Source organism: Microbacterium sp. NPDC060132, from assembly GCF_042729675.1.
GTDB classification, from domain to species: Bacteria; Actinomycetota; Actinomycetes; order Actinomycetales; family Microbacteriaceae; genus Microbacterium; species Microbacterium sufflavum.
Genome location: NZ_JBHWXU010000001.1, coordinates 1,058,092 through 1,080,498 on the forward strand (window position 1 = coordinate 1,058,092; position 22,407 = coordinate 1,080,498).

Annotated in this window: 25 protein-coding genes and 1 pseudogene; 18 read left to right on the plus strand and 8 right to left on the minus strand. The window is 64.3% G+C overall.

What is annotated here, in order from left to right; translation table 11 throughout:
* Window positions 1-11: 11 nt before the first annotated feature.
* The 8 genes from ACFWCH_RS05290 (at window position 12) to ACFWCH_RS05325 (ending at window position 8,440) form a co-directional block, all read left to right on the plus strand.
* Entirely contained in the window at window positions 12-1,502 is a 1,491-nt protein-coding gene (locus ACFWCH_RS05290; protein WP_378803066.1) for an aldehyde dehydrogenase family protein, read from the plus strand.
* Window positions 1,499-2,257, plus strand: a complete 759-nt coding sequence (locus ACFWCH_RS05295; RefSeq protein ID WP_378803067.1) for a gamma-glutamyl-gamma-aminobutyrate hydrolase family protein — start codon at window positions 1,499-1,501, stop codon at window positions 2,255-2,257. The genes ACFWCH_RS05290 and ACFWCH_RS05295 overlap by 4 nt, the downstream gene beginning before the upstream one ends.
* The gene (locus ACFWCH_RS05300; protein WP_136033794.1) at window positions 2,254-2,721 is read left to right on the plus strand and encodes a DUF3830 family protein; all 468 of its coding nucleotides are present in this window, start codon (window positions 2,254-2,256) and stop codon (window positions 2,719-2,721) included. Before ACFWCH_RS05295 ends, ACFWCH_RS05300 begins: the two co-directional genes overlap by 4 nt.
* A 46-nt stretch (window positions 2,722-2,767) precedes the next feature.
* Window positions 2,768-3,853: an ABC transporter substrate-binding protein gene (locus tag ACFWCH_RS05305; protein WP_378803068.1), complete on the plus strand. Its 1,086-nt coding sequence runs from the start codon at window positions 2,768-2,770 to the stop codon at window positions 3,851-3,853.
* The gene (locus ACFWCH_RS05310; RefSeq protein ID WP_136037433.1) at window positions 3,850-4,677 is read left to right on the plus strand and encodes an ABC transporter permease; all 828 of its coding nucleotides are present in this window, start codon (window positions 3,850-3,852) and stop codon (window positions 4,675-4,677) included. The genes ACFWCH_RS05305 and ACFWCH_RS05310 overlap by 4 nt, the downstream gene beginning before the upstream one ends.
* A gap of 2 nt (window positions 4,678-4,679) precedes the next feature.
* Window positions 4,680-5,480, plus strand: a complete 801-nt coding sequence (locus ACFWCH_RS05315; RefSeq protein ID WP_206252167.1) for an ABC transporter permease — start codon at window positions 4,680-4,682, stop codon at window positions 5,478-5,480.
* Complete coding sequence (locus ACFWCH_RS05320; protein WP_136045690.1) at window positions 5,480-6,523, plus strand: ABC transporter ATP-binding protein; 1,044 nt, start codon at window positions 5,480-5,482, stop codon at window positions 6,521-6,523. The genes ACFWCH_RS05315 and ACFWCH_RS05320 overlap by 1 nt, the downstream gene beginning before the upstream one ends.
* A gap of 147 nt (window positions 6,524-6,670) precedes the next feature.
* Window positions 6,671-8,440, plus strand: coding sequence for an alkaline phosphatase family protein (locus ACFWCH_RS05325; RefSeq protein WP_378803069.1), 1,770 nt, complete (start codon window positions 6,671-6,673; stop codon window positions 8,438-8,440).
* A 32-nt stretch (window positions 8,441-8,472) separates the two neighbouring features.
* Here ACFWCH_RS05325 and ACFWCH_RS05330 read toward each other — a convergent pair.
* A pseudogene (locus tag ACFWCH_RS05330) lies at window positions 8,473-8,610 on the minus strand (alkane 1-monooxygenase); the annotation flags it as partial.
* Window positions 8,611-8,641: 31 nt separating this feature from the next.
* Here ACFWCH_RS05330 and ACFWCH_RS05335 point away from each other — a divergent pair.
* Window positions 8,642-10,294 carry a recombinase family protein gene (locus ACFWCH_RS05335; RefSeq protein WP_378803070.1) on the plus strand — a complete coding sequence of 551 codons (1,653 nt, stop codon included), beginning with the start codon at window positions 8,642-8,644 and terminating at the stop codon, window positions 10,292-10,294.
* A gap of 139 nt (window positions 10,295-10,433) precedes the next feature.
* Here ACFWCH_RS05335 and ACFWCH_RS05340 read toward each other — a convergent pair whose 3' ends face one another.
* Window positions 10,434-10,883 carry a histone-like nucleoid-structuring protein Lsr2 gene (locus ACFWCH_RS05340; protein ID WP_378803071.1) on the minus strand — a complete coding sequence of 150 codons (450 nt, stop codon included), beginning with the start codon at window positions 10,881-10,883 and terminating at the stop codon, window positions 10,434-10,436.
* A gap of 410 nt (window positions 10,884-11,293) precedes the next feature.
* Between ACFWCH_RS05340 and ACFWCH_RS05345 the strand changes: the two genes are divergently transcribed.
* The 5 genes from ACFWCH_RS05345 to ACFWCH_RS05365 all read left to right on the plus strand — a co-directional run bounded on the left by ACFWCH_RS05345 (window position 11,294) and on the right by ACFWCH_RS05365 (window position 12,998).
* Window positions 11,294-11,725, plus strand: coding sequence for a hypothetical protein (locus ACFWCH_RS05345; RefSeq protein ID WP_378803072.1), 432 nt, complete (start codon window positions 11,294-11,296; stop codon window positions 11,723-11,725).
* Window positions 11,726-11,796: 71 nt separating this feature from the next.
* The gene (locus tag ACFWCH_RS05350) at window positions 11,797-11,991 is read left to right on the plus strand and encodes a hypothetical protein (RefSeq protein WP_378803074.1); all 195 of its coding nucleotides are present in this window, start codon (window positions 11,797-11,799) and stop codon (window positions 11,989-11,991) included.
* A 16-nt stretch (window positions 11,992-12,007) separates the two neighbouring features.
* Window positions 12,008-12,487: a hypothetical protein gene (locus ACFWCH_RS05355; RefSeq protein WP_378803075.1), complete on the plus strand. Its 480-nt coding sequence runs from the start codon at window positions 12,008-12,010 to the stop codon at window positions 12,485-12,487.
* A complete protein-coding gene (locus tag ACFWCH_RS05360) occupies window positions 12,484-12,759 on the plus strand; it encodes a hypothetical protein (protein ID WP_378803076.1) in 276 nt (91 codons plus the stop codon). The genes ACFWCH_RS05355 and ACFWCH_RS05360 overlap by 4 nt, the downstream gene beginning before the upstream one ends.
* Complete coding sequence (locus tag ACFWCH_RS05365) at window positions 12,756-12,998, plus strand: hypothetical protein (RefSeq protein WP_378803077.1); 243 nt, start codon at window positions 12,756-12,758, stop codon at window positions 12,996-12,998. Before ACFWCH_RS05360 ends, ACFWCH_RS05365 begins: the two co-directional genes overlap by 4 nt.
* Before the next feature lie 195 nt (window positions 12,999-13,193).
* Here the strand turns inward: ACFWCH_RS05365 and ACFWCH_RS05370 are convergent, their stop codons facing one another.
* The 5 genes from ACFWCH_RS05370 to ACFWCH_RS05390 form a co-directional block, all read right to left on the minus strand.
* Window positions 13,194-13,361, minus strand: coding sequence for a hypothetical protein (locus ACFWCH_RS05370; RefSeq protein WP_378803078.1), 168 nt, complete (start codon window positions 13,359-13,361; stop codon window positions 13,194-13,196).
* Between the two features lie 67 nt (window positions 13,362-13,428).
* Entirely contained in the window at window positions 13,429-13,668 is a 240-nt protein-coding gene (locus tag ACFWCH_RS05375) for a hypothetical protein (protein ID WP_301111301.1), read from the minus strand.
* A 366-nt stretch (window positions 13,669-14,034) separates the two neighbouring features.
* Entirely contained in the window at window positions 14,035-14,982 is a 948-nt protein-coding gene (locus tag ACFWCH_RS05380; protein ID WP_378803079.1) for an FtsK/SpoIIIE domain-containing protein, read from the minus strand.
* 148 nt (window positions 14,983-15,130) lie between these two features.
* Window positions 15,131-16,834, minus strand: coding sequence for an FtsK/SpoIIIE domain-containing protein (locus tag ACFWCH_RS05385; protein WP_378803080.1), 1,704 nt, complete (start codon window positions 16,832-16,834; stop codon window positions 15,131-15,133).
* On the minus strand, window positions 16,831-17,916 hold the full coding sequence (locus ACFWCH_RS05390) for a hypothetical protein (RefSeq protein WP_378803081.1): 1,086 nt from the start codon (window positions 17,914-17,916) through the stop codon (window positions 16,831-16,833). Before ACFWCH_RS05390 ends, ACFWCH_RS05385 begins: the two co-directional genes overlap by 4 nt.
* Before the next feature lie 484 nt (window positions 17,917-18,400).
* Here ACFWCH_RS05390 and ACFWCH_RS05395 point away from each other — a divergent pair, with 484 nt between their 5' ends.
* From ACFWCH_RS05395 to ACFWCH_RS05410, 4 genes are all read left to right on the plus strand, one after another.
* Window positions 18,401-18,823 (plus strand): hypothetical protein, encoded by a 423-nt coding sequence (locus tag ACFWCH_RS05395; protein ID WP_378803082.1) that lies wholly within the window; start codon window positions 18,401-18,403, stop codon window positions 18,821-18,823.
* Window positions 18,824-18,938: 115 nt separating this feature from the next.
* Complete coding sequence (locus tag ACFWCH_RS05400; protein ID WP_378803083.1) at window positions 18,939-19,733, plus strand: DUF5677 domain-containing protein; 795 nt, start codon at window positions 18,939-18,941, stop codon at window positions 19,731-19,733.
* Window positions 19,734-20,007: 274 nt separating this feature from the next.
* Complete coding sequence (locus ACFWCH_RS05405) at window positions 20,008-20,634, plus strand: hypothetical protein (RefSeq protein ID WP_378803084.1); 627 nt, start codon at window positions 20,008-20,010, stop codon at window positions 20,632-20,634.
* Window positions 20,635-21,292: 658 nt separating this feature from the next.
* Entirely contained in the window at window positions 21,293-21,496 is a 204-nt protein-coding gene (locus tag ACFWCH_RS05410) for a hypothetical protein (RefSeq protein WP_378803085.1), read from the plus strand.
* A 232-nt stretch (window positions 21,497-21,728) separates the two neighbouring features.
* Here the strand turns inward: ACFWCH_RS05410 and ACFWCH_RS05415 are convergent, their stop codons facing one another.
* Entirely contained in the window at window positions 21,729-22,037 is a 309-nt protein-coding gene (locus ACFWCH_RS05415; protein WP_378803086.1) for a hypothetical protein, read from the minus strand.
* Window positions 22,038-22,407: the final 370 nt, after the last annotated feature.

A 22,407-nucleotide genomic window follows, 5' to 3' on the forward strand; every position in this document is an offset into this window, starting at 1 on the left:
AGAGGACGATCGTGTTCACGGCTACTGGAGACGACTGGGCGGACCGCGCGGCGACGCTCACCCTGCGCACCCGCATGTTCATCGACGGCGCGTGGGAGGACGGCACCGCCGAGCCGCTCGCCCCCGTCAGCCCGCGTGACGGTCGCGCCCTGCCGCCCATCGCCGCCGCCTCGGACGCCGACGTCGACCGCGCCGTCCGCTCGGCCCGCGCCGCGTTCGACTCCGGCGTCTGGTCGCGCGTCGCCCCCCGCGAGCGCGGGCAGCGCCTGATCGCGTTCGCGCAGCTCATCCACGACAACGCCGAAGAGCTCGCCCTCACCATCTCGCTGGAGATGGGCAAGCCCGTGCGCGAGGCCCTGCAGACCGAGCTGCGCGCCGTGGTGAACTGCTTCCGCTGGTACGGCGAGGCCGTCGACAAGGTGCTCGACGAGCTGCCCGTCACCGCGCCGGGCAGCCTCGCCCTCGTCACCCGCGAACCCGCCGGTGTGGTCGCCGCCGTCGTACCGTGGAACTTCCCGCTCACGATGACCGCGTGGAAGCTCGCCCCCGCGCTCGCGGTCGGCAACAGCGTGGTGCTCAAGCCCGCCGAGCACACCACCTTCTCCGCGCTCCGCCTCGCCGAGCTCGCGCACGAGGCGGGCATCCCCGCCGGCGTGCTCAACGTCACCCCCGGTGCCGGGCACATCGCCGGCCGGGCCCTCGGCGAGCACCACGACGTCGACGTCGTCACCTTCACCGGCTCCCCCGAGGTCGGCCGCCGGTTCCTCGGCTACGCCGCCGCCTCCAACGGCAAGCGGGTGTGGCCCGAGCTGGGCGGCAAGACCGCGAGCCTCGTGCTCCCCGACGCCGACCTGGAGCGCGCCGTGCGGGCGACCGCCGACGGCTGCTTCTACAACCAGGGCCAGATGTGCACGGCCTCGTCGCGGCTGCTCGTGCCGCGGGCGCAGCGTGACCGGGCCCTGGAGATCGCCGCCGACGTGGCCCGCACCACGCTCCCGGCCGACCCGTTCGACGTGGGCACCTCGATGGGCGCGATCGTCAGCGAGAAGCAGCTCTCCGGCATCGCCGGCTTCGTGGAGCGGGCACAGGCCGAGGGCGGCGAGCTGGCGGCCGGCAGCCCCGAGCGCTTCGCCGCGGTCGACGGCGGCAGCTACTTCGCCCCCGTCGTGCTCGGGGTCACCCCGCAGCACGAGGTCGCACAGCGCGAGGTGTTCGGCCCGGTGCTCTCGGTCATCGCGTACGACGACGTGGAGGAGGCCCTGGCCATCGCGAACGGCACCGAGTACGGGCTTGCCGCCGCGCTGTGGAGCACCGACCTCAACGCCGTGCACACCCTCTCGCGGCGCCTGCGCGCCGGGGTCGTGTGGGTCAACTGCTTCGAGGAGGGCGACATGACCATCCCGTTCGGGGGCGTCAAGGGCTCCGGCTTCGGGCGCGACAAGAGCCTGCACGCGATGGAGAAGTTTACCGACCTCAAGACCACCTGGATCGAGCTGTCGTGACCCGCCCGCTCATCGGCATCACCACGTGGCGCCGCCTCATCGACACCGACCTCGGCACGGGTCGCCCGGCCCACACGCTCGGTGCCGAGTACGCCGCGCCGGTCGAGGCGGCCGGCGGCGCCGTCGTCCTGCTGCCGCCGACCGGCGGGGTGGACGAGGTGCTCGACCGTCTCGACGGGCTGGTGCTCTCCGGCGGGGAAGACGTGCACCCCTCCCGCTACGGCGCCGCCCCGCAGGACGACAAGACGTACGACTCGGCCCGCGACGGCTACGAGATCGCCCTGGCCCTCGGTGCCCGCGACCGCGGCCTCCCCGTGCTCGCGATCTGCCGCGGCCTGCAGGTGAGCACCGTCGCCTTCGGCGGCTCGCTGATCGTCGACATCCCCGCCACCGAGCATCACCATCCGGTGCGCGGCGCCGACGAGCAGCTCTCGGCACGGCACCCCGTCGTGTTCGCCGAGGACAGCCGCCTCGCCGCCCTGTACGGCACGACCGAGCGGATCGTGAACACCATCCACCACCAGTCCGTCGATCGGTCCGCGCCCGGCCTGCGGCCCGTGGCCTGGGCGCCCGACGGCATCGTCGAGGCCGTCGAGACCGACGGCGACTGGCCCTTCTGGGCGGTGCAGTGGCACCCCGAGAAGATGATCGACCCCGATGAGGCCGCCGAGGAGCGCCCGCTGTTCGCGGCGTTCGTCGAGGCCGCCCGTGAACGAGCGGCGGAATCCTCCGCCGCGAAGAAAGGAACCCGATGACCAAGCAGATCTTCCTCGAGTACGAGAACGGCGTCCGCGCCGTCGCCACGCTGTTCGAGGACCTCGCCCCCCGCACGTGCGAGGCGATGTGGGGCGCGCTGGAGAAGCCGGTCACCATGCAGACCATGCACGCGATGTACGCCGGGCCCGAGGTCATGATGGGACTGCCCGAGGAGGCGCAGAACTTCGACCCTGAGGCCGTGCCCGCCGAGAACCAGCAGGTCGTGCCCGCACCCGGTGATCTGCAGTGGTACTGGCAGCGCCCGATGCAGATGGGCGGACTGCCGTTCGAGTGGTATGAGATCGGCGTCTTCTACGATCGTGGTGCCCGTATTCTCGGCCCGCTCGGATGGACACCCGTCAACATCTGGGCCGGCATCACCGAAGGACTCGCGGAGTTCGCTCAGGAGAGCGCCGCGATCCGCATCGACGGAGCGAAGCAGCTCACCCTCGGACGCCTCTAGGCGTCACCCCTCCCCCCGTGCTGGACCCATCCCGAAGGAGCAGTGCATGAACACCCGCAGAATCCTCACCGCCGGAGCGCTCGTCGCCACCGGCGCCCTCGTCCTCGCCGGCTGTGCCGCCGGTGACGACGAGTCCTCCGCGTCCGGCGGCGAGAAGGAGTTCGCCGGCGAGACCCTGGTCGTCACGTCGTTCGGCGGCGACTGGGAGAAGGCCTTCATCGAGGCCGTCGTCGACCCGTTCGAGGAGGAGACGGGCGCGAAGGTCGAGCTGATCACCCTGTACAGCGCCGACGCGCTCGCGCAGGTCACCGCCCAGAAGGCGAGCCCGCAGATCGACGTCGTGCACTTCTCCGGCGGCCAGGAGTTCACCGCCGCCGAGCAGGGCCTCATCGCGCCGATCGCCGCCGACGACCTGTCGGAGTCCGGCGACCTGATCGACATCGCGACCGCCGGTCTCGAGCGCGGCGAGGGCCCCGTCATCCAGCTCGCCCCGATCGGCCTGGTCTACAACACCGAGGCGGACGCTCCGGCGCCCACCTCGTGGGAGGACCTGTTCGACGACGCGTACGCCGGTCACATCGCGCTGACCGACTTCTCGAACACGTACGGCGTGCTGTCGATGCTGCGGGTGGCCGACACCCTCGGCGGCGGCATCGACGACCCGTCCGAGGCGATCTCGGAGCTCGGGACCCTGGCCTCGTCGGGCGACGCGATCGTGGTGCCGACCTCGCCCGACCTGCAGACCGCGTTCGCCCAGCGCGACACCTGGCTCGCCCCGTACGCCATGGACTACGCGGGCACGCTGCAGGACGCGGGTCTCCCGGTGGAGTTCATCGTGCCCGAGGAGGGTGCGACGGCGTCGCTCATCACCGCGAACGTGGTCGAGGGTCGCGACAACCCCGACCTGGCGAAGCTGTTCATCGACTTCGAGCTGCGCCCGGAGGCGCAGGCCGTCTTCGCGGAGAACATGCGCTACTCCCCGGTCAACACCAAGGCCGAGCTGTCGGACGAGGCGGCCGAGTCCGTGCTGACCGGCGACGAGCTCGACGACGTCGTCGTCTACGCGCCCGGCGACATCGCCGCGTCGCGTCAGTCGTGGACCGATGAGTGGAATGCGCTGATCACCAAATGAGCGTCCGAACCCGTAGGGAGCCCTGGCTCCTGCTCCTGCCGGCGATCGTGCTGCTCGCGCTCGCCTTCCTCACCCCGGTGGCCGGCATGCTTCTCATGAGCGTGCAATCGCCGGCAGGCGGGTTCACCCTCGACAACTTCACCCGCTTGTTCGCGAGCGAATATCACCTCCAGGCGGCGCTGCGTTCGCTCCGCCTGGGGGTGATCCAGACGGTGATCACGCTGGTCATCGCCATCCCGCTGTCGTACATCATGGCCAGGGCCGGCTCGAAGGTGCGCTCGTTCCTGCTGATCGTGGTGATCCTGCCGCTGATGACCAGCGTCGTGGTGCGCACGTTCGGCTGGGTGGTGCTGATGGGTCCGTCGGGCCTGATGATGCAGATCCCCGGTGCGGAGCTCCTCGTCGGCGGCACCCAGGGCTTCCTCGGCACCGAGACGGGCGTGGTGATCGCGATGGTGCAGGTGCTCCTGCCGTTCGCGGTGCTCAGCATCCTCGGCGTGATCTCCGGCATCCGGCCGCAGCTGGAAGAGGCGTCGCGCACTCTCGGCGCCGGCTTCTGGCGCACGCTGCGCCACGTGGTGCTGCCGCTGTCGGTGCCGGGCATCGTCGCGGGCGCCTCGCTGGTGTTCGTGCTGTCGGTGAGCTCGTTCATCACCCCCCGCTTCATCGGCGGCTCGCAGATCCCCGTGTTCGCGCAGACCATCTACGTCGACGCGACCACCAACCTCGACTGGGCGTTCGCGGCGGCGCAGGCCGTGCTGCTGTTCGCGGGCGTCATGCTCGTGCTCGCGGCCACGTCCCGGCTCGGGAAGCAGAAGGTGTGACCATGGTCCGTTCCGTTCCGATCCTCGGCCGGATCCTCGCGATCCTCCTCGGCGTCGTCGTGACGCTGTACATGCTCGTGCCGCTGCTCGTCGTCGCCGGCGCCTCGGTGGGCGAGAACCGCTTCCTCACGTTCCCCGGTCAGGGCTTCACGCTCGACTGGTACGTGGAGGCGCTCACCTCCGACACCTACCTGGAGCCGTTCCGCCTGAGCCTCGTGGTGGGTGTGACGGTCGCGATCGTCGCCGCGGCGATCGGCACGGCGGCCGCGCTGGCGCTCACCCGCTTCCGCGTCCCCGGCGGGGCCGCGATCCAGGCGCTGCTGATGTCGCCGCTGACGATCCCCACGATCATCCTCGCCATCGGTGCGCTGTCGATCGCGTCCCTGACGATCGGCTCGCCGAACGTCGGCGTGCTGATCGCGATCCACGTGGTCATCGCCATCCCGTACGTGATGCGCACCGTGACCGGGGTGATGACGCGCGCCGACCACTTCACCGAGGAGGCCGCGCGCACCCTCGGCGCCAGCACCTGGAACCGCTACCGGCTCGTCGTGCTCCCCATCGCCCGCCCCGGCATCGCGGCCGGCGCGTTCTTCGCCTTCAACATCTCGTTCGACGATGCGGTCATCGCCCTCTTCCTGCGCACCCCGCAGCTGGAGACGCTGCCCATCGCCATCTACGGCCAGCTGGAGTTCAGCACGTCGCCCACCGTGGCGGCCGTCTCGACCCTCATGGTCCTGCTCACCGTCGTCCTCATGATCGTCCTCGAACGCATCATCGGCCTGGGAAGGTTGTTCGTCTGATGACAACGCTCACCATCACCTCACTCACCAAGGACTTCAAGGGGACGAAGGTGCTCAAGGGCATCGACCTCTCGATGCGGTCCGGCGAGTTCGTCTCGCTGCTCGGTCCGTCGGGCTGCGGCAAGACCACGCTGCTCCGCTGCATCGCCGGGCTCGAGTCGCCCAGCAGCGGCACGATCGAGATCGCGGGACAGGACGTCACGAAGCTGCCGCCCGAGAAGCGGCACCTCGGCATGATGTTCCAGAGCTATGCGCTGTTCCCGCACATGAGCGTGGTCGAGAACGTGCGCTTCGGGCTGCGGATGGCCGGCGACAAGCCCAAGGCCGAGCAGAAGGAGCTCGCGGTGCGGGCGCTGGAGCGCGTGCAGATGGGTCACCTCGCCGACCGCATGCCCGCCCAGCTGTCCGGCGGCCAGCAGCAGCGCGTGGCCCTCGCCCGAGCGATCGCGTTCGAGCCGCGGGTGCTGCTGCTCGACGAGCCCCTGTCGAACCTCGACGCGCGACTGCGGGAAGACATGCAGGTGGAGCTGAAGGAGCTGCACCGCACCCTCGGCCTCACCACGGTGTTCGTCACGCACGACCAGGAGGAGGCCATGAGCCTGTCCGACCGGATCGTGCTGATGAACGGCGGCGTGATCGAGCAGGAGGGTGCGCCCGCCGAGCTGTACGGCTCCCCGCGCACCCCGTTCGCGGCGGACTTCATCGGGGCGGCGAACCTGCTCCCCGCGACCCGCTCCGGTGTGACCGCGACGGTCGACGGCACGGGCGTGCAGGTGCCGCTGACCGGTGCGGGCGCCGACGGCTCGGGCGAGGTGGTGCTGCGTCAGGAGGACCTGCACCTGGCGCCGACGGTCGGCGCGGACGCCCCGGTGGCGGTCGAGGTCGTGGCGCACGTGTACCGCGGTGCCGACGTGGTCTACATCGTCGAGTTCGCCGGAAAGCGGCTGCGCGTCGTCCGCCCCCGCCACGAGCAGCCGATCCCCGAGGGCCCCGCCGGCCTGGGCTGGCGCGACGGCGCGGTCCTCTGGATCCCCGCCGCCTGACCCGCCCTCGACCATTCACAACTCCGGAGTTCTCGGGCGACACGTCGTCTCCTGCGCTGCGATCCGGCCATGGGGCTCGATTTCTCCGGAGTTGTGAACAGCGCCCGACCCCTGCGGAGCCGCCCCGCCCGGTCATAGGATCGGCGCATGGCCGACGAAGACTCCCCCTCCCCGTCTCCCGCCCCCCGCGACACGTCCCGCCGCGGGTTCTTCAAGGTGGGGGGTGCCGCACTCGCGGGGGCCGTCATCGGCGGGGCCGGAGGCGCGGCGATCGGCGCGTCCGTGGCGGGGAGCAACCCGCGCGACGGCTTCGCGACCGGCGATGATCCGTTCGCCGCCCTCACGCCGCGGAAGGAACCGGGCTTCGACCACGTGGTCGTGGTGATGGGCGAGAACCGCTCGTTCGACAACCTGCTCGGCTACCTCTACACGAAGGACAACCTGCCGAAGGGCGAGACGTTCGAGGGTCTCGCGTTCGGCTCGCACAGCAACACGGCCGCCGACGGCACCGTGGTCGATGCGCATGTCTACCAGGGCGACACCGACCGGATCATGAGCCTGCCCGACCCCGACCCGGGCGAGGAGTACCCGCACGTCAACACCCAGATCTTCGGCACGGTCGACCCGAAGACCAACGCCGACCTGTTCGTCGACCAGATGTCCGCGCCGTTCAACGCCCCGACGCACGGTGAGAAGGCGACGATGTCGGGCTTCCTCGAGGACTACATCATCAACTTCCGGCGGCTCCGCGGCGGCACGGAGCCGAGCGTCGACGAGGCCCGGCACATCATGGGCTCGTTCTCGCCCGAGATGCTGCCGGTGCTGTCGACCCTGGCGTCGGAGTTCGCCGTGTTCGACCACTGGTACGCGGCCGTCCCCTCGCAGACGTTCTGCAACCGCTCGTTCTTCCACGCGTCCACCTCGCACGGCTTCGTCACGAACCAGGCCGGCGGCGGCTACAAGAAGTGGATCGACGCCCCCGCGGCACCCACCGTGTTCAACCGGCTGGAAGACGCGAAGGTCAGCTGGAAGATCTACATCGACAAGCTGCAGCTCGTGTCGTTCACGGGCATGCTGCACGCCGCGGTGCTGGAGAAGTACTGGCGCACCGAGCACTTCGGCACGATGGAGGACTTCTACGCCGATGCGAAGAACGGCACCCTCCCCGCCTACGCGTTCATCGAGCCACGGATGGTCTACGACCACAACGACTTCCACCCGCCGTTCGGGTCGCCGCGGGAGAGCGTGGTCGACGGCGAGCCGGTGTTCGACAGCGCCATCTCGGACGTGCGCGCCGGTGACCGCCTGATCCACGACATCTACGAGGCGGTGCGCACGAGCGCGACGCCCGACGGCTCGAACGCCGTGAACACCCTGCTGCTCATCACGTTCGACGAGCACGGCGGCTGCTACGACCACGTGCCGCCGCCCGCCGCCACGAAGCCGACGCCCGACACGAAGGCCGGCGAGATGGGCTTCACGTTCGACCGTCTGGGCTGCCGGGTGCCCGCGATCGCGGTGTCGGCGTACACACGCCGCGGCACCATCATCCACGACGAGATGCACCACGGCTCGGTCACCGCGACGCTGTCGCGGTTGCACGGCCTGAAGCCGCTCAACGACCGCGACCAGTCGGCGAACACGCTCATGAACGTGGTGAACCTCGACAGGCCGCGGCATCCGGCCGACTGGCCCGTGACCACCCCGGCCTACACGCCGCCGAACCCCGAGGAGGGCACGCCGCAGCCGAACGAGGCGGACCACCTCAAGCCGCTGACCCCGCCGGCACGCGGGCTGCTCGGCCTGCTCATCGCGCGCTACGGCACGCCCGGCGAGCCCGAGCCGCAGACCTTCGCCGACGCGTACAAGCTCCTGCACGAGCACGGCGAGGAGCTGTTCGGCCCCGCGAAGGGCTGATCCGAGCCGCGGACGGCGCGGGGCGACCGGCGTCAGGCGACCGGGTCGCCCTGCACGGGTCCCTCGGTGTTCGGCTTCCACCCGAGCGCCGGGGCCACGTGCTCCGCGAACGCCTCCAGCACGTGCAGGTTGTACTCCGGGCCGAGCTGTTTAGGTATCAGCAGTTGTACAATCGGCAAAGGGTGATCGCGAGGGGAATCCATGTCTACGACCAAGAGCAGAGCCGCCATCTACGCTCGCATCTCGCGTGATGCTGAGGGCGAAGAGTTCGGTGTGACTCGACAGATCGACCTCTGCCAGGCCCTGGCCGCCGATCGCAAGCTCACCGTCGCTGAAGATCACATCTACTCGGATAACGATGTGGGTGCCTCCGAGAGGACCGGAGCGAAGAAGCGCGAGAACTACGAGCGGATGCTTGAGGATGCCCGAGCGGGGAAGTTCGATGTGATCCTCACATACTCGATCACTCGTCTCACTCGCCGCGTCCGAGAGTTCGAGGAGCTGGTGACGCTCCACCTGGAAACCGGCGTGACCTACGGCATGGTGGATTCCAAGAGCGATCTGGATCTCTCAACTCCTGTGGGTCTGTTCATGGCTCGAATGATGGCGAACATGGCGACCTTCGAGTCGGATGTGATTTCCCAGCGGCAGATCGCCACCTTCGAGCACAACGCCTACCAGGGCAAGCCCAAGCTCCAGAGGCAGCGACCGTTCGGCTGGAAGGCGGACGGCGTAACTCTGGAGCCCGAGGAGGCCGACCGGATCAAGGACGCTGTGGCCAAGATCCTCCAAGGTGCTTCCCTGTCGAGCATCCGTGACGAGTGGATGGCGGCTGGTGTGCTCACGGCTGCTGGCAATGAGAAGTGGGAGCACAGTGTGCTCAAGCGCGTGCTCACGGGCTGGCGCACTGCCGGTATCCGCACCTACCAGCGGCAGCCTCTCTACAAAGACGGCGAGCTAGTCAAGGGCGCCTGGGAGCGGATCATCAGCCCTGAGGATCGGGAGCGGGCGCTCGCCATGCTCGCGAAGCGTGCCCGCCGAAAGGTTCGAAAGCACAAGTGGCTACTGACTGGCTTCGTCCGCTGCGCTGAGTGCGACGGGAAGATGTACGGCCAGCTCACTGGGACGCCGACCTACTCCTGCAAGGCTGGCAATGGCCATGTGGCGATCACCGCCAGTGCTCTCGAAGATCATGTGCTCGCGGCCCTGGCCGATCGAGTGTGGAGGAAGGAGCAGGCCGGAACCCTTGAGGACGATACCCCCAGGACATGGCCGGATGAAGAACGGCTCAAGGAGGTTCTACAGAAGATCGAGGAGAACCGACTTGACTGGGCCAGGGGCGAAATCCTGAAAGAGGACTACAACGCCATGCGAATAGTTCTCGCGGATCAGCGAGAGCGCCTGCGCAAGGAGCGCGAAAAGTTCTACTCGACCACGGTCAAGCCCACGGTGAGCCGCGCTCGGAGGGGCGAGATGCTTGAGTGGGCGCTCGATTTCATGAATCATGAGTCCGCTCCCAAGCGCGGGAAGAACCCGATGGAGTCCGAATCGTTCAATGCACCCTGGGGAGCCGCGGATCACGATTCTCTCAGAGGCCTCCCTCCTGCCCCTGAGCGTGATCCCGACTCTCTGCGCTCGCCTGATCTTGAGTGGGAGTTGGAGTTGGACGCTCAGCCCGCCAAGGAAGTTGCAGGGGTTGAGGCATCGGTCGACGAGGACTACTTCGCAGAGCAGAGGGAGATGGCGCTCCGTCGAGAGCTCAAGCGCGTCTTCGTGAAGAAGGGCAACCGGGGTCGGGCCGGCTGGGGCCGTAGTGCCTTCCTGGAGCGTGTCGAGATCGAGTGGATGGACTGACGGCCAGCACGCTGCACACATGAGGCCGGGGCAACGATGCCCCGGCCTTCGTCGTAGCTGCCCGCTCCTGCGCCCATCGCCTCGTGATCGATCGATGACACCGACCTCCCGTGCTCGGCGCTGAGATCGCCTCTTATGGTCAGCCGTCCGTGAGTGCGTGCTTCGCCGCGAGGTCGTAGCTCGGTAGGCCGAAGTGTCGCTCATAGATCTCTCGGTACTCCTTCGCCAGTCGCCCCATCTGGTTGTACTCGATGCCCTGCTGAGTCAGCCACTCCCGCGCGGCGATGGTGTCATAGGGCTTCTTGCCTAGCCGGAGGTTCCGCTTCGCTTCGGCTTGGAGCAGCTTCGCCATTTCTCGATCCGCCTCGTCTGAGGCTAGGGGCGGCTCACCGTTGAGAGAGTCCAGCGCTTCGGCCTCCTGCGCCCTCTCGATGTAGGGCATGAGGAGCGCCGCAAGCTCTTCCTCGTGGGCGGAGGTCAGATCGATTGTGTACTCCTTGCCACGGAATCCGAACCGGACTGTTCCGCCCTCGCCGGGAGGGATCGGGGTTCCGTCGAGGTCATCGACCTTCATCACTACATCTGCCATGCCTCCATTCTAGTCCGGATGTGCGAGTGAATCGAACGAATCTCAGAGATTGAAGCGAGTCAACTCAATCCCCCGAGTGGCGCGACACGCCGAGTTCTCGAAGGTGCCCAAAATATTCTTTTTGAGAGAAAGTGCAAACCGTGGCATCTGACCCGCAGAATCACGGGGCAAAACGGTGCATCGGGCCAGTGCCCGTTGTGGGTGGCGGAGCGGTTGTCGATTTCGGCTTGAATCTCTGAGATTCGTCCCATAATGTTGAAGACACAAGCCGCCGGGGACACGGAAACGAGAAACCGGGCTGGTGAGTACATACAGACCTCGGCGGTGCACAGGCTCCGTCCGACCCACAGAAAACCGGCTCACGAGAGCCACCAAACAAACCCCGCCCACAAGGGCAGAAAGCAGTCAACATGTCCAAGTTTGCAGAGTTCTCTGAACTCCCCACCCCCGGCTACATCGTCAAGGAAAAGGGCCGGACCTACCTGAACGACGACGCTGTGAAGGCGGTCAAGAAGAAGCCCGGCACCTGGATCGAGCTGGCCGAAGGTCACCTGATGGACAAGGCGTACCTCGGAACTCTCGAGGGCCAGGCCGCCAAGATCGACAACCGTCTAGAAGTCGAGTTTGTGCCTGAGAAGCGTGATCGGAACCCGAACACGCCATCGGGAATCCCAAGCTACTCCTACAAGGGCCGAGTGTTCCTCCGCTACATGGATGCGGTGGCAGAGGCCCAGGCCGCGGAGCTGGCGCGGAAGCGGAAGGCCAAGGAGGCCAAGAAGCGAGCGAAGCGTGAAGCGCGGGAGCTTGCCGAGCTGGAAATGTCCGAGCAGGAAGCCGCCTGACCCCGAGCAGTACCGGGGCCGCTACTCACAGTGGGTAGCGGCCCCTCCCATGACTACGGATTGGAACGACCATGACCACCAAGAACTACGCCGAAGCTGGCGCTGAACTCACCCTCAACACTGTCCACGATGGCTACACCTACACGGTCACCGGCGTCCTGAGCGCGCCGATTGCCACTGCGCCTGCGAGCGAAAGCGAGCTTCTCGCAATGCTCAGCGTTGTCTTGGATCGCAAGGTCACCCGCACCCCGGTTGCCGACGCCTAAACAGATTGGAACGACCATGAACAAGAAGCAGATGAATGCAGCGATCGACCGAACGCTGGCTGAGAAGATCCGGCTCATCGTGGAGGATCCGGATTTCCCGCTCAATGAGGAGATCGATCCCTCCGACCCCAGGAAGCTGGTTCGCGCGATTTGGCAGAAGACAGGGCTCGTGCCAGAAACTCAGTCCTTGTTTCTCCTCTGGCGACTCGCGGCCAGTGAACTCTACGAGTTTGAAGCGTTGAACAACTCTGAGGATGGAGTCGAGTACGCCCTCCTTCGTGAGTACGCCAACGGCTTTTGGGATCGCTCGCAGGCGCTGGAGTCCCCGAGAGACACTCCGGTGCTCCACCGATTCCACCTCTATGCGGACATCTTCGACCTAGACGAGGATGACCTCAAGGTGATCTCAGACAAGGCTCTTGAGACGGTCGAGGCCAGTAAGTGGCTGACCATCGATTACCGATCTTGGCAGGTCGCTCAAGGGCTGGCCGCGTGATGAACAAGCAGCGCGTGTACCTGACCGCTGAGGCCGTCGAAGCCGCTAGACAGAATCCCGGTTTCTCGGTTCTCCTCGGCGAAGGGCGGTATGTCTCCCAGTCGTACCTCCCGCGGCTTGTCGCTCAGATCGAGGAGATGGACGATGGGTTCGAGATCGGGTGGTCTGTCGAGGCTACCCATCGCCATACAAACCCGGTATCTGGTCGCATCAGCTGCACCCGGCTGGGGCGGGTATATCTTCGCTGGACGAAGACGGCAGTCACCGCATGAAGGTGATCCTGATCGCTCGCAAGCTCAGCCGCCCCAAAGCGCTCTTCGGCATGTCCGAGGAGGATGCCATGGCGTTGTGCTCCGATCCTCGCAGCAAAGGGCAGCGCTGGATGACCGTCTTTGCTCCTATCGAGGAGTGGCAGGTCAATGGCGCGATACCCACCCGAGCGAAGATCGAGGATACGGGCAAGCTCGACGGGCTGATCAAAGAACTAGGCCTGACCAAGCATGCAATCTAGGAGGAACGAGAAAGAGCCCCCGGCTGAATAGCCGGGGGCTCTTTGCGTTGGTGCGGGGAGATCACCCAGCGAGGTGATCAGCGAGCCACTGGGCTCCTTCCCGGAGATGCGGGCGGCTGATCTCCCAGCCGTCTTGGACTGCTTGCAGGGCGATCTCGATAGCTCGCCTCAGCAGCTCTAGGAGATCCTGGAAGATCATTCGCTTTTGTCCCTCACCGAGTAGAGCAAGGGCACGCCATTGCCGACGATCACCGAATAGACCTCCTGGCCCTGGGCCTCAGCGTCGGCCAGGGCCTTCTTGAACTCGGGCAGCATCTCGGGCTTGATGTGCCTGTGCGCCTCAGTTGCGTCGTAGGTAGCCACGGGCAGTTCCTTTCGCTTGGAGAAATGAAGAAGGGCCGGGGATTATCCCCGGCCCTGTCTGGTCCGATCAGTCCTGCTTCTTGAGGACATCGATGCGATCGGCCAGCTCGCCGATGACCTTGAGCGCAGCGTCGCGCTTGGCCACGGCCTCTTCCTTCGACTTCGCGTAGAAGGGACGCGAGCGGTTGGCGTCATCCACGAGGCCGCCGACCTCGTGGCGGAGACGGGAGAAGAGGCGGCTGAGATCCTTGCGGTCGAAGCTCTCGGCCTGGGGAGCGGTGGTCTGGGTCTGCGTGGGGTTTGCCATGATGTTCTTCCTTCTGATCTGGGTTTTTGGAGTGGTGAACATGGCCAACATTATTAAGGAACTAGGAGGAAGCAACCCCTAGGCAAAAATAGTTCTGAACTGGGTTTTCCTATGGCTCGGAGGTCGGTTTTCCTCATGGTTCCGAGGATGCAGAAAGGCTGTTCTGAGCGCGCCCGCTACAGCCCCGATGTGATCGACCCTCTGGCCTGCCCTCGACTGTCTCGCGGGCAACCATGGGCTAGAAGTGGTCATCCTGGATAACGACACACGAGCGATCGTTCCTGGAGGAAAGTGCCACCATCGAGCAGGCATGAAAGAGGGCGGCGATCCAGCCGAAGCCGAACCGCCGCCCTGGGTGGTTATGGATCAGTTGCGGTGAGGATCGAGGTAGTCAGTCCTCGGGAACTTCCTCACCAGCTCGGCAACCTCCTCGTCTGAGGTATGGGCGAAGTGGACCTTCTTGGGGCTACCCGTCTCGTCTGAGACATAGGCGATGCCAGCAGTGAGGTAGTCGTTGGCCTTGGTGGCTACGGGGATCGCCGTGGAGTCGAAGCCGCGATCAGCAGCGCCCACCCCAAGAAGGCGGTCGTTTGCGTACTTGCTGTCCTGACCGAACAGGGCGGGCCGGAAGTTGTCTCGCATCCTCCCCAGAAGATCCATCTCAACAGCTTGCGTGGCTGCGAAAACATAGACGCCCACAGAGCGCCCCATGGACAGAATCTTCGAGAGCTGGCCTTGGGCATCCTCCGCCAGCTCTCCCAGCGTGATGGTTGCGGCGCTAAGGACTGTGATCTTCTCGCCGTACTCCTTGTTCTTCGCGGCTGCCTCCCGACCAGTCTGTGCCATTTTCTGGAGGCTGAGCAGGAGACTTGCGAACTCCTCGATGATGAGCACAGCGGTAGGAGCCGGAGCGCTCCTATCCTCGGCGCTCTCGAAGGAGACAGTGCGAGCATCGAGCACACTAGTCAGCTCCCCGTGGACCTCGTCAATCACTGAGATCGCGTCGACCGTCTGGTCAAGAGCGATGTCCTCAAAGAGGCTGGACTGTCGGTAGACGCGTAGCTCGGATGCCTTTGGGTCGATGCCGTAGAGCCTGACCTTGCCCTCCTCAACGAAGGGCGCGAGCTGACGGATGAGGCCATGAACCACGGAGCTCTTGCCGGAGCCGGGACGCCCAAAGAGCATGGCGTGGCCGTCAGGGAGATCGAGTTTCCAAGCGCTGCCCTCTGTGTCGAGTGCGAGGGGGACGGATGCTGGAGTCTCGGCGGGGTACTTCGAGAAGAAGTTCTTGAGTCGAGCATAGATTTGTACCATCGGATTACTCCTCTGTAGTGCTCCTTCCTAGGAGCGTCTAGGTTGAGCCGGGTGGCTCACGGAGCTATATCAAAACGGTGAAGATCGAGTCCTAAAGGGCATAGCAAAGGGCCGGGATCCGTGCGGATCCCGGCCCTTTCGAGTCGGCCTAGAGGATTCTCGAATCAGCCTCCCCTTCGATCTCCTCGATGGTGAATGTCTCCAGTCCATCGTTGAAGAAGTCCAGCTCATCGGTGATTGCAAGCTCGTCTCGCTCCAGGCTCTCGATCACCGTCTCTGCATCGACGCCTGCCTTGAGGTTGTCCATGATGAGCGCGGAAATGTCCTCATCCCCGGAGTAGGCGAAGCGCACCTTGACGGGCACTCCCGTCTCTTCCTTGACGAAGCCGATACCGGCGTAGGCGTACCTGTTCGCCTTCGTGCTGAGCGGAATCTTCGTAGAGTCGAAGCCCATGGCCCGGGCTCCCTCTCCGAGGTAGAGGTCGTTGAAGTACTCGGAGAGCTGGCGGAACATGATGATGTTGGCGAAGTTGCCTCGCATCCTTCCCAGAAGCTCCTTGTCGACCTCCTGGGTGGCTGCCACGACATAGATGCCGAGGGATCGACCCTGAGCAAGGATCTCGGTGAGCAGCGTCATGGATGCCGCGCCCTCCTGCTTCATGCCCTTGAGGGCGATGAGCAGGGATAGGAACTCGTCGATCATCAGCACGATCATGGGGTTCTCGCGAGTCGCCTCGAGGGAACGGCCAAGGTTCGCGTTCGCCACATCCACGGTCTTCGTCTTGGCCCGCATCTTCATGAGGGTGTGGATCTGCTTGATGACTGTTTGAGCGTCGGTGTTCTCGTAGACCACATCCTTGAAGAGTGTGGAGTACTCGTAGGGTTTCAGCTCGGATGCCTTTGGGTCGATGCCGTAGAGCTGCACAGTCCCGTTGTTCACGAAGGGCGCGAACTGCCGGACCATGCCGTTGAGGGGGCTCCCCTTCCCACTTCCTGTCATTCCATATATGAGTGTGTGGTGCATCGGGAGGAACCAGGCCTTCCCGTTCTGCCGGATCGCAAGCGGAAGCAGATAGGGCGCCCCTGCGGGATAGTTCTCGAAAAACTCGATACCTACCTTGTGAGCGGTAAGCACATCGAGCGGCTCCGTCCTATGGGCGGCATAGCTCAGATAGAACGCGTTGCCGCTCGGAAACTCCTGGAGGCTGTGGAGACCGAGCTGTGAGGCCATCTTGCCTTCGAGCTTCCGCACATCGGCCGGGTCTCGCCCGTCGAGGGGCACATCGATGCGGAAGTGATTGCGCTGGAGCTGGCACGCTATGCGCTTCTCCCGCTTTTCCTTCTGCTTCTCAGTCTCATCCTCTGGCACCTTCTCCGCCTTCTCCACCACGCTCTGCGATTCCGGCAGCTCGTACACGGTGAAGAACTTGGATGCCTCTGACACCTGTTGCTTGACCTTGTAGACCTTGCCTCGGGCCAGTCCTCGGTTTGCCTTCGCAAGCGACCGGACGGCCCGGGGGTGTGGCGAGAGCCAGGCAGGATCGTAGGTGTATTCCTTCGATTCCCGGGGGTGCATGTGGGCATTGGAGTCGGTGTGCGCTGTCACCAGAGCAGGGTTCGCAAGTAGTTCCCCCTCGATTTCGAAGTAGACCTTGGTCTGCACCTTGAACCAGGTGGCTGGATTCAACCCACGCTTGCCCCGGTAGTTGAGCCAGCGCTGTTTGAGCTTGACGAGGGCCGCGAGGCCGAAGCGCAGCACGAGCGCAACCACCACGAGCACTGTGAGGATCAGCGGCAATAGCTCGATTAGCCGGTCGAATAGTTGAAATAGGGGTGCGAGTAGTTCGCTCATGATAGCCCTCCTAGGGGGACTCGGTTGTTGTTCTTGAGGGGGACTCCGTTCCTGTCGCGGATTGGAAGTAGGGTGAGTTTTCCGTCTCGGATGAGGTTGTAGCCAGTCGCATCCACACGCTTCAGAAGGCTTGGAACATCGTTGTCGATGTAGAAGTAGACGCCGCGCTCGTAGATCAATCCGAGTTCAAACTCGCGCTTGAAGGTGGCGAGAATCGAGTCATAGTCGGCCCAGCTCTTCTTGCTGATCTCGACTTCCATGAGGATGTTCTTGGCATTTCGGTCTGTCCGATCACCGTCGAGCACAACCGCGAGGTCCGGCTGATGGACCGCCTTGAGCTTGCTTCCTTCGCGCAGCGGAGTGCCGATCGTGAGCAGCGCGGGCTTCGATTCCACGATGTCTGACCACTGAAGCCGGCCCTCGCTCGCGGCCTTCTCAGCAGAGCTGAGCATGGCATTTCGCCACCTTCCGAAGTCAGCTACACCATCCTTCCCGGCCTTCTTCTTCAGCATTTCGCGCACTGGTGAGTAGGTGGCTCGCATCATTTTTTCGCTCACGAGCTGTTCGAGAGCGACTGGTTCAATGCCCAGGGAGTCCTTGAAAAAGCCTTCAGGAGAGATGAGTTGAGCCCCTACATGGGCGATCATTCTGTAGTGGTAGAGCCGCTTGAGGGACAGGCCAGCCATGTAATCCACATAGTTCATCGGGTAGCCGAAGCTCCAGGCTGCGCCGACTCCTCGCTTAGTGATTCCGTAGTGAGTTGCCCTCGTGGCGGTGTTTCGGAACCGCTGGAGAGCACCGAGGCGGACAAGTTTCTCAAGCCGTTTGTCCGTTCCTCCGATGGTCGGTAGCTCTCCTCCAGGCGCGAATCTGGAGGCGTCTCGGTAGCTGAGCACAGAGAAAGCTTCGTGATCGGCAGCAGGAAATGCGGCCGCAAACGCAAGTAGCTCGGCGTTCTTCTCAGTGATTCTCTCGCCCGCGTTGCCGTGGGTGCTGATCTTCTTGCTCGGCTTCGGCTGTTCCTCCGGCGCGCTTACGACAGCTTCGGGCAGGACAAGTTCGGGGATTGTTGGCAGTCCCATGGCTGGCTCTCCTTCGGTTCCGAGGGCTCCTACTGTCTCCTCGGATCTCGGTTCGAGTTCCTTTTGAGCCCTTCGCTAGCCATATCGTTTTGCCTATTCGAATCGCGGTTCGCTCACCCATTCAGGTGATGGTTCAACGGGCTTCGAATAGAGATCCGTGTAGATCTCGCGCCTGTGGCGACAAAAAGCAAGGAATGATGTCTACCTCGCTTTGCTCAGAGGAAGACACTCCTACTTCTCCTATGGATGAGCCCCGCCGAGCCCGAGCCCGCCCACTCCTTCCAACAGGCTTCCAACACCGTTGTCAGCAGCCTCCAGCAAGCCTCAGTAGCCTCAGCCTCAGCAGCAGAACTCAGCCTCAGCAGAACAGCAGTAGCCAGATCAGCAGCAGTAGCCAGCAGCCTCAGCCTCCGGCCTCGGCTCAGTCAGCTCAGCAGCAACAGCAGCAATGGTGTCGCGCCACGGCGTCGGTAGGGTTGAGGCCATGAGCGACGAAGACAGGAACACGACCGGCTGGTTTTTGCCCTCCGAGGTAGCAGAGGCAATGCTGATCAGCGAGCAGGAGTTCTTGCGTGCCTATCTCGACGGGCCGGATGACGAACTCGTGTACTGGAATGGTGAGCCCCGAGTTCACTGGTTCTCTCTTCTGCGCTGGGTGGAGCAGTACTACTACGAAACCAGCGAGGTCAGCCCTGAAAGCCCGATGGTGAAGTGGCACACCGACAGGGGCGCCGACCCAGCGAAGACCGTGGAGAGCCAGAAGCGCCACGACGCTATCGAAGGTGCTCGTATGCTCCTCGAAGAACTGCTCGGCATCGATGACTGGGTGGACGGCATCAGCCGTCGAGTGGCTACCAACTGGAACATGGAAACCCTCGACTACGAGGTTGAGACGATCCTCGATTAGTGGTGTGACACACCCCTGACTGGTCGCAAGTGCGCCGATGGATTCTCGGCCTCTAGGGCAGTGTTTGGCGTCCGCCAGCGGTGGTGTCGCACTACGGCATCGATACGCTCATGGCATGAGCAAAGAGATCGAGCAGGCAGAGGCGATCTTCGATCGCTTCGAGACCATCTGGCGAGAACGCTACGGCGAGGCTGGTCCCGTCATTCAAGTAGCTGAAGGCGAGAAGGTCGCGGAGCGTTTTGAGGTGGGCCAGTTCGGCTACGGCCTCATGGCCAGCATCATGCGGACTGGCCGCGCGTTGGTGATCCTTGCTCAGGCAGGCTACGCAGTTGAGTCAAGTGCGATGTTCCGCTCCCTCCTCGATCAGGCCATGGCCCTCGAAGCCCTGCTGATCCACGGTGTGCATGCCGTCCACGCCTTCGGCCTTGAGCACAAGTTCAACTTCGAACAGCTCCTGAAGGCCGCGGACGAGGGTTTCCCTCTGGGGCAAAGCGACCGAGAATACATCTCGCAGTTCCTCGCGATGGCGGAAGCGCTGCCGAGGACCAAGGAGCTCAACCAGGCGCAGAACGGAATCAAGACCTCCACGATCGGGCGACAGCAGGGGCAGTGGGAAAAGTACCTGTATCAGATGTGGCTCTTTGCTACTCCGCTCTCCAAGCCGAGCATGAAGCTCGCGGACATGTATTCACAGGCCGAGCGAAACGCTGGAGGATTCAGAATGCTCACCTTCCTCGATAGCGACCCTGACGCAACGGTTGACCCGAGGCTCGTGCTCCAGATGGTGCTGCCCGGTGCCCTCCTCGCTTTCGCCTTGTCGCTTCGAGACTCTGCCTTCGCAGAGCAGGTGCGGACAGAGGCTGCGGGCTTTGACCTCCCCATCGACCCTAGGTTCGAAGGCGGAGAGTAGCCTCTCCGCTCCTTGCCGTGGTGAGCCGCAACCCTAGGAAGAGCTAGACGGCTCGGGGAAGTGTGCGGCGATATGTAGCGCTGATGCTGTCATGATTTCCGGCATCGACATGTAGTGCTCCTTGATCAGCCGGGGGCGCGGGTCATTTCTTCATCTCATTCTCCCCGCGCCTCCGGCTTTCTCTGTGTCTGGGGGATTCTCCGATCTTCACCGTTTTGATATGGATCTCGACTCGCCGCGCTCGGTGGCGATCTGAGATCAGGAGATCACTCCCATGACTAACCCCACGAACGCCCTCGCCCAGATCCAGAAGGACAAGAAGCCACGCTGGTGGAATCTGCTTCGCGGCATCATTGCTGGCCTCGTCGTCGCGCTTCTGCTCGCGATCCTCGCACCGTTCCTCTCTCAGCCCTCATCCGCCGCTGACCTCTCCAACGGAGCGTTCTGCGTGAAGGTGACTAACGATACGGAGCCTGACATCTTCGGCATGGCTGGAGCGAAGAACTGTGGCGAGGCGGAGGTTCCACCCGTTGTGACTCCACCGGCACCAAAGCCCGACCTTCACCTCACGAGCTGCACTTCGAGGACAGATGGACTCGGTCGATTCCATTCTCTTCGAGTCGATTGGACCAGCAGTCAAGCGGCCGCACAGATCAGCGCTACCATCGACGGTCAGCCGATTCAGCAGGCCAGCATCACCACCACAGGGCCGGTTGCGGGGGCGTACTCGCACTTGCTGACCCTGGATATGGCTCAGCTCGAAGCGCTCACCGGCAAGACTGGCGGCTACTCAGCCAAGATTCGCGTTGACTCCAGAATTGGCAATGAGGTTTCCTATGGAGGCGTGACCTTCTCCATGGCTTCCCTCGGAATGAACCCGAGCTGCACTCTCGGCCTCTGATCACAAGAGGAACCGCCCGGCACTCCCACAGTGCCGGGCGGTTTTGTATGCCCGAAGCGAGCGGCCCAGATGCCGTCTTCGGAGCATGCTGAAGGAGACTGAGATCGCAGTCTCAGCGCGCAGCCTGGAGCATCGAGGGGGTCGATGCTATGGCCTGTGCCTCAGCCCGTAGCCTGCGACCTAGGGCTGAAATCGTCCAGCGCGGTTGACGATACATGACTCCTGGTTTCCTGGCACGAGTCGATGATCTGAGCCCATGTGTCACACCACGGCTCGATGTCGTAAGTGCGCCGATATGGCTTCCGTCAAAGGAGGCACCCCCATGAGTACCCTGCACCAATCAGCACGAACCGGGCGCTGGCAGCGCTGTGTGGCCAAGAGCCATTGCCCCTACGGAGAACACAAGAGCGTCCCCGATCTCGCTCGGTCTGGAGGCGCGGAGATCGAGCCCAGCGGCCACGGCCAGACCCAAACTGTTTCGCCTCTTCTCGGCGGTGTCTACACTGTCGGCACGGGCCAGCGTACCCAGCACTACCGGGAAGACGGATCGAAGCTCACCCCCAGGGAAGCGCGAGCGCGGAGGAATCGAATCCGCCGACTCATGGGAGCAGTCGGCAGTGCTTCGAAGCGAGCAGCGAGGCGGCAGCTCAAGAGCACCATGACCCGGGCGAAGCTCCGGGCGCAGTGGGCGGTGCAGGATAGTTCCTCCGCGATGCTCCTAGGGATTGCCCGGGCACTGGAGGCTACGGCTGAGGGCTTCCAGCGCGAGGTCGATGCTCTGGCGGCAGAGTTCGGGGATGAGTGGGAGCTTCAGCTAGCCGCCTTCGAGGAGATCATGAATCCTCCCGGCGCGGACTGTTGAGCGCCACCCCCTCGCCCGAGACTGCGATCTAAGACGCTCCCAACGATCTCGCGCACAACCTGCCCGCCTGAGCACCATCGACGCTTAGGCGGGCAGCGCTGTGGAGCGAGCGCGGAAAGCGCGAAGAGTGCGAAGAGTGCGAAGAGTGCGAAATGACTATGTCAATATGAAGCGGCCCAGGGGTGACGGCTTGATCTGGCCCAAGTGAGGTCTCGGCCGGGAGGGGCCTGGGTTAGATCCGTGTGCGTAGCGCGTCAGTGATCTGTTCGGTGGTGGGTGTTCCCTTGAGTCCGTGTGGGGTGGCGTAGACGCGGCAGGCGAGGTCGCTGGTGCGGCCGTCTGAGGGGAAGATGTCGGTGCCGTTGATCGTGATCGTCGGCGAGCCGGCGAACGGGGTTTCGGCTGCTTCTTCGGGAGTGCGCAGCAATCGGGTGGTGACGAGGACATCGGTGCGTCCCAAGGCTGTCAGCGCTTCCCGCGCGCGGGCTTGCGCGCTCTCCCAGCTCGGGCATTCAGCGATGTGCAGGATCTCAACGGTCATCTCCTCATTATCCTCTCCTCCCTGGCCCGGGGCGCTGGTCTCGAAACGCTCCGGCGGGACACCGGCGACGCGAACGCCTACCGGACCCTCCGACGATGCACCCGGAATCGTCTCGTCAACGCATTCACCGACAGGCCCTCGACCCGCGCCGCGCCCGGATCTCCGAATAGGAACCCTAGGAAGGCGAGGAGCCATAGGAGCGAATCGCCACCGATCCCGGCCGCTGCTGATCCCGAGTCGCTGATCCTCCTACTGGTGTGCGGCACCACGGCTCGGGCGATTCTCGGATCATTGTGGTGTCACACAACTTCCTCCTCAGCTCCTAATGAGATGCCGACTTGGAACCTACGATCTGGGCCGACACGGGGCC

Bases quoted from the DNA above. Each gene is read 5' to 3' on its own strand.
- ACFWCH_RS05300 (WP_136033794.1), top strand. From the start codon at position 2,254: ATGACCAAGCAGATCTTCCTCGAGTACGAGAACGGCGTCCGCGCCGTC.
- ACFWCH_RS05305 (WP_378803068.1), top strand. From the start codon at position 2,768: ATGAACACCCGCAGAATCCTCACCGCCGGAGCGCTCGTCGCCACCGGC.
- ACFWCH_RS05310 (WP_136037433.1), top strand. From the start codon at position 3,850: ATGAGCGTCCGAACCCGTAGGGAGCCCTGGCTCCTGCTCCTGCCGGCG.
- ACFWCH_RS05315 (WP_206252167.1), top strand. From the start codon at position 4,680: ATGGTCCGTTCCGTTCCGATCCTCGGCCGGATCCTCGCGATCCTCCTC.
- ACFWCH_RS05320 (WP_136045690.1), top strand. From the start codon at position 5,480: ATGACAACGCTCACCATCACCTCACTCACCAAGGACTTCAAGGGGACG.
- ACFWCH_RS05325 (WP_378803069.1), top strand. From the start codon at position 6,671: ATGGCCGACGAAGACTCCCCCTCCCCGTCTCCCGCCCCCCGCGACACG.
- ACFWCH_RS05335 (WP_378803070.1), top strand. From the start codon at position 8,642: ATGTCTACGACCAAGAGCAGAGCCGCCATCTACGCTCGCATCTCGCGT.
- ACFWCH_RS05340 (WP_378803071.1), bottom strand. From the start codon at position 10,883: ATGGCAGATGTAGTGATGAAGGTCGATGACCTCGACGGAACCCCGATC.
- ACFWCH_RS05345 (WP_378803072.1), top strand. From the start codon at position 11,294: ATGTCCAAGTTTGCAGAGTTCTCTGAACTCCCCACCCCCGGCTACATC.
- ACFWCH_RS05350 (WP_378803074.1), top strand. From the start codon at position 11,797: ATGACCACCAAGAACTACGCCGAAGCTGGCGCTGAACTCACCCTCAAC.
- ACFWCH_RS05355 (WP_378803075.1), top strand. From the start codon at position 12,008: ATGAACAAGAAGCAGATGAATGCAGCGATCGACCGAACGCTGGCTGAG.
- ACFWCH_RS05365 (WP_378803077.1), top strand. From the start codon at position 12,756: ATGAAGGTGATCCTGATCGCTCGCAAGCTCAGCCGCCCCAAAGCGCTC.
- ACFWCH_RS05375 (WP_301111301.1), bottom strand. From the start codon at position 13,668: ATGGCAAACCCCACGCAGACCCAGACCACCGCTCCCCAGGCCGAGAGC.
- ACFWCH_RS05380 (WP_378803079.1), bottom strand. From the start codon at position 14,982: ATGGTACAAATCTATGCTCGACTCAAGAACTTCTTCTCGAAGTACCCC.
- ACFWCH_RS05385 (WP_378803080.1), bottom strand. From the start codon at position 16,834: ATGAGCGAACTACTCGCACCCCTATTTCAACTATTCGACCGGCTAATC.
- ACFWCH_RS05390 (WP_378803081.1), bottom strand. From the start codon at position 17,916: ATGGGACTGCCAACAATCCCCGAACTTGTCCTGCCCGAAGCTGTCGTA.
- ACFWCH_RS05395 (WP_378803082.1), top strand. From the start codon at position 18,401: ATGAGCGACGAAGACAGGAACACGACCGGCTGGTTTTTGCCCTCCGAG.
- ACFWCH_RS05400 (WP_378803083.1), top strand. From the start codon at position 18,939: ATGAGCAAAGAGATCGAGCAGGCAGAGGCGATCTTCGATCGCTTCGAG.
- ACFWCH_RS05405 (WP_378803084.1), top strand. From the start codon at position 20,008: ATGACTAACCCCACGAACGCCCTCGCCCAGATCCAGAAGGACAAGAAG.
- ACFWCH_RS05410 (WP_378803085.1), top strand. From the start codon at position 21,293: ATGACCCGGGCGAAGCTCCGGGCGCAGTGGGCGGTGCAGGATAGTTCC.
- ACFWCH_RS05415 (WP_378803086.1), bottom strand. From the start codon at position 22,037: ATGACCGTTGAGATCCTGCACATCGCTGAATGCCCGAGCTGGGAGAGC.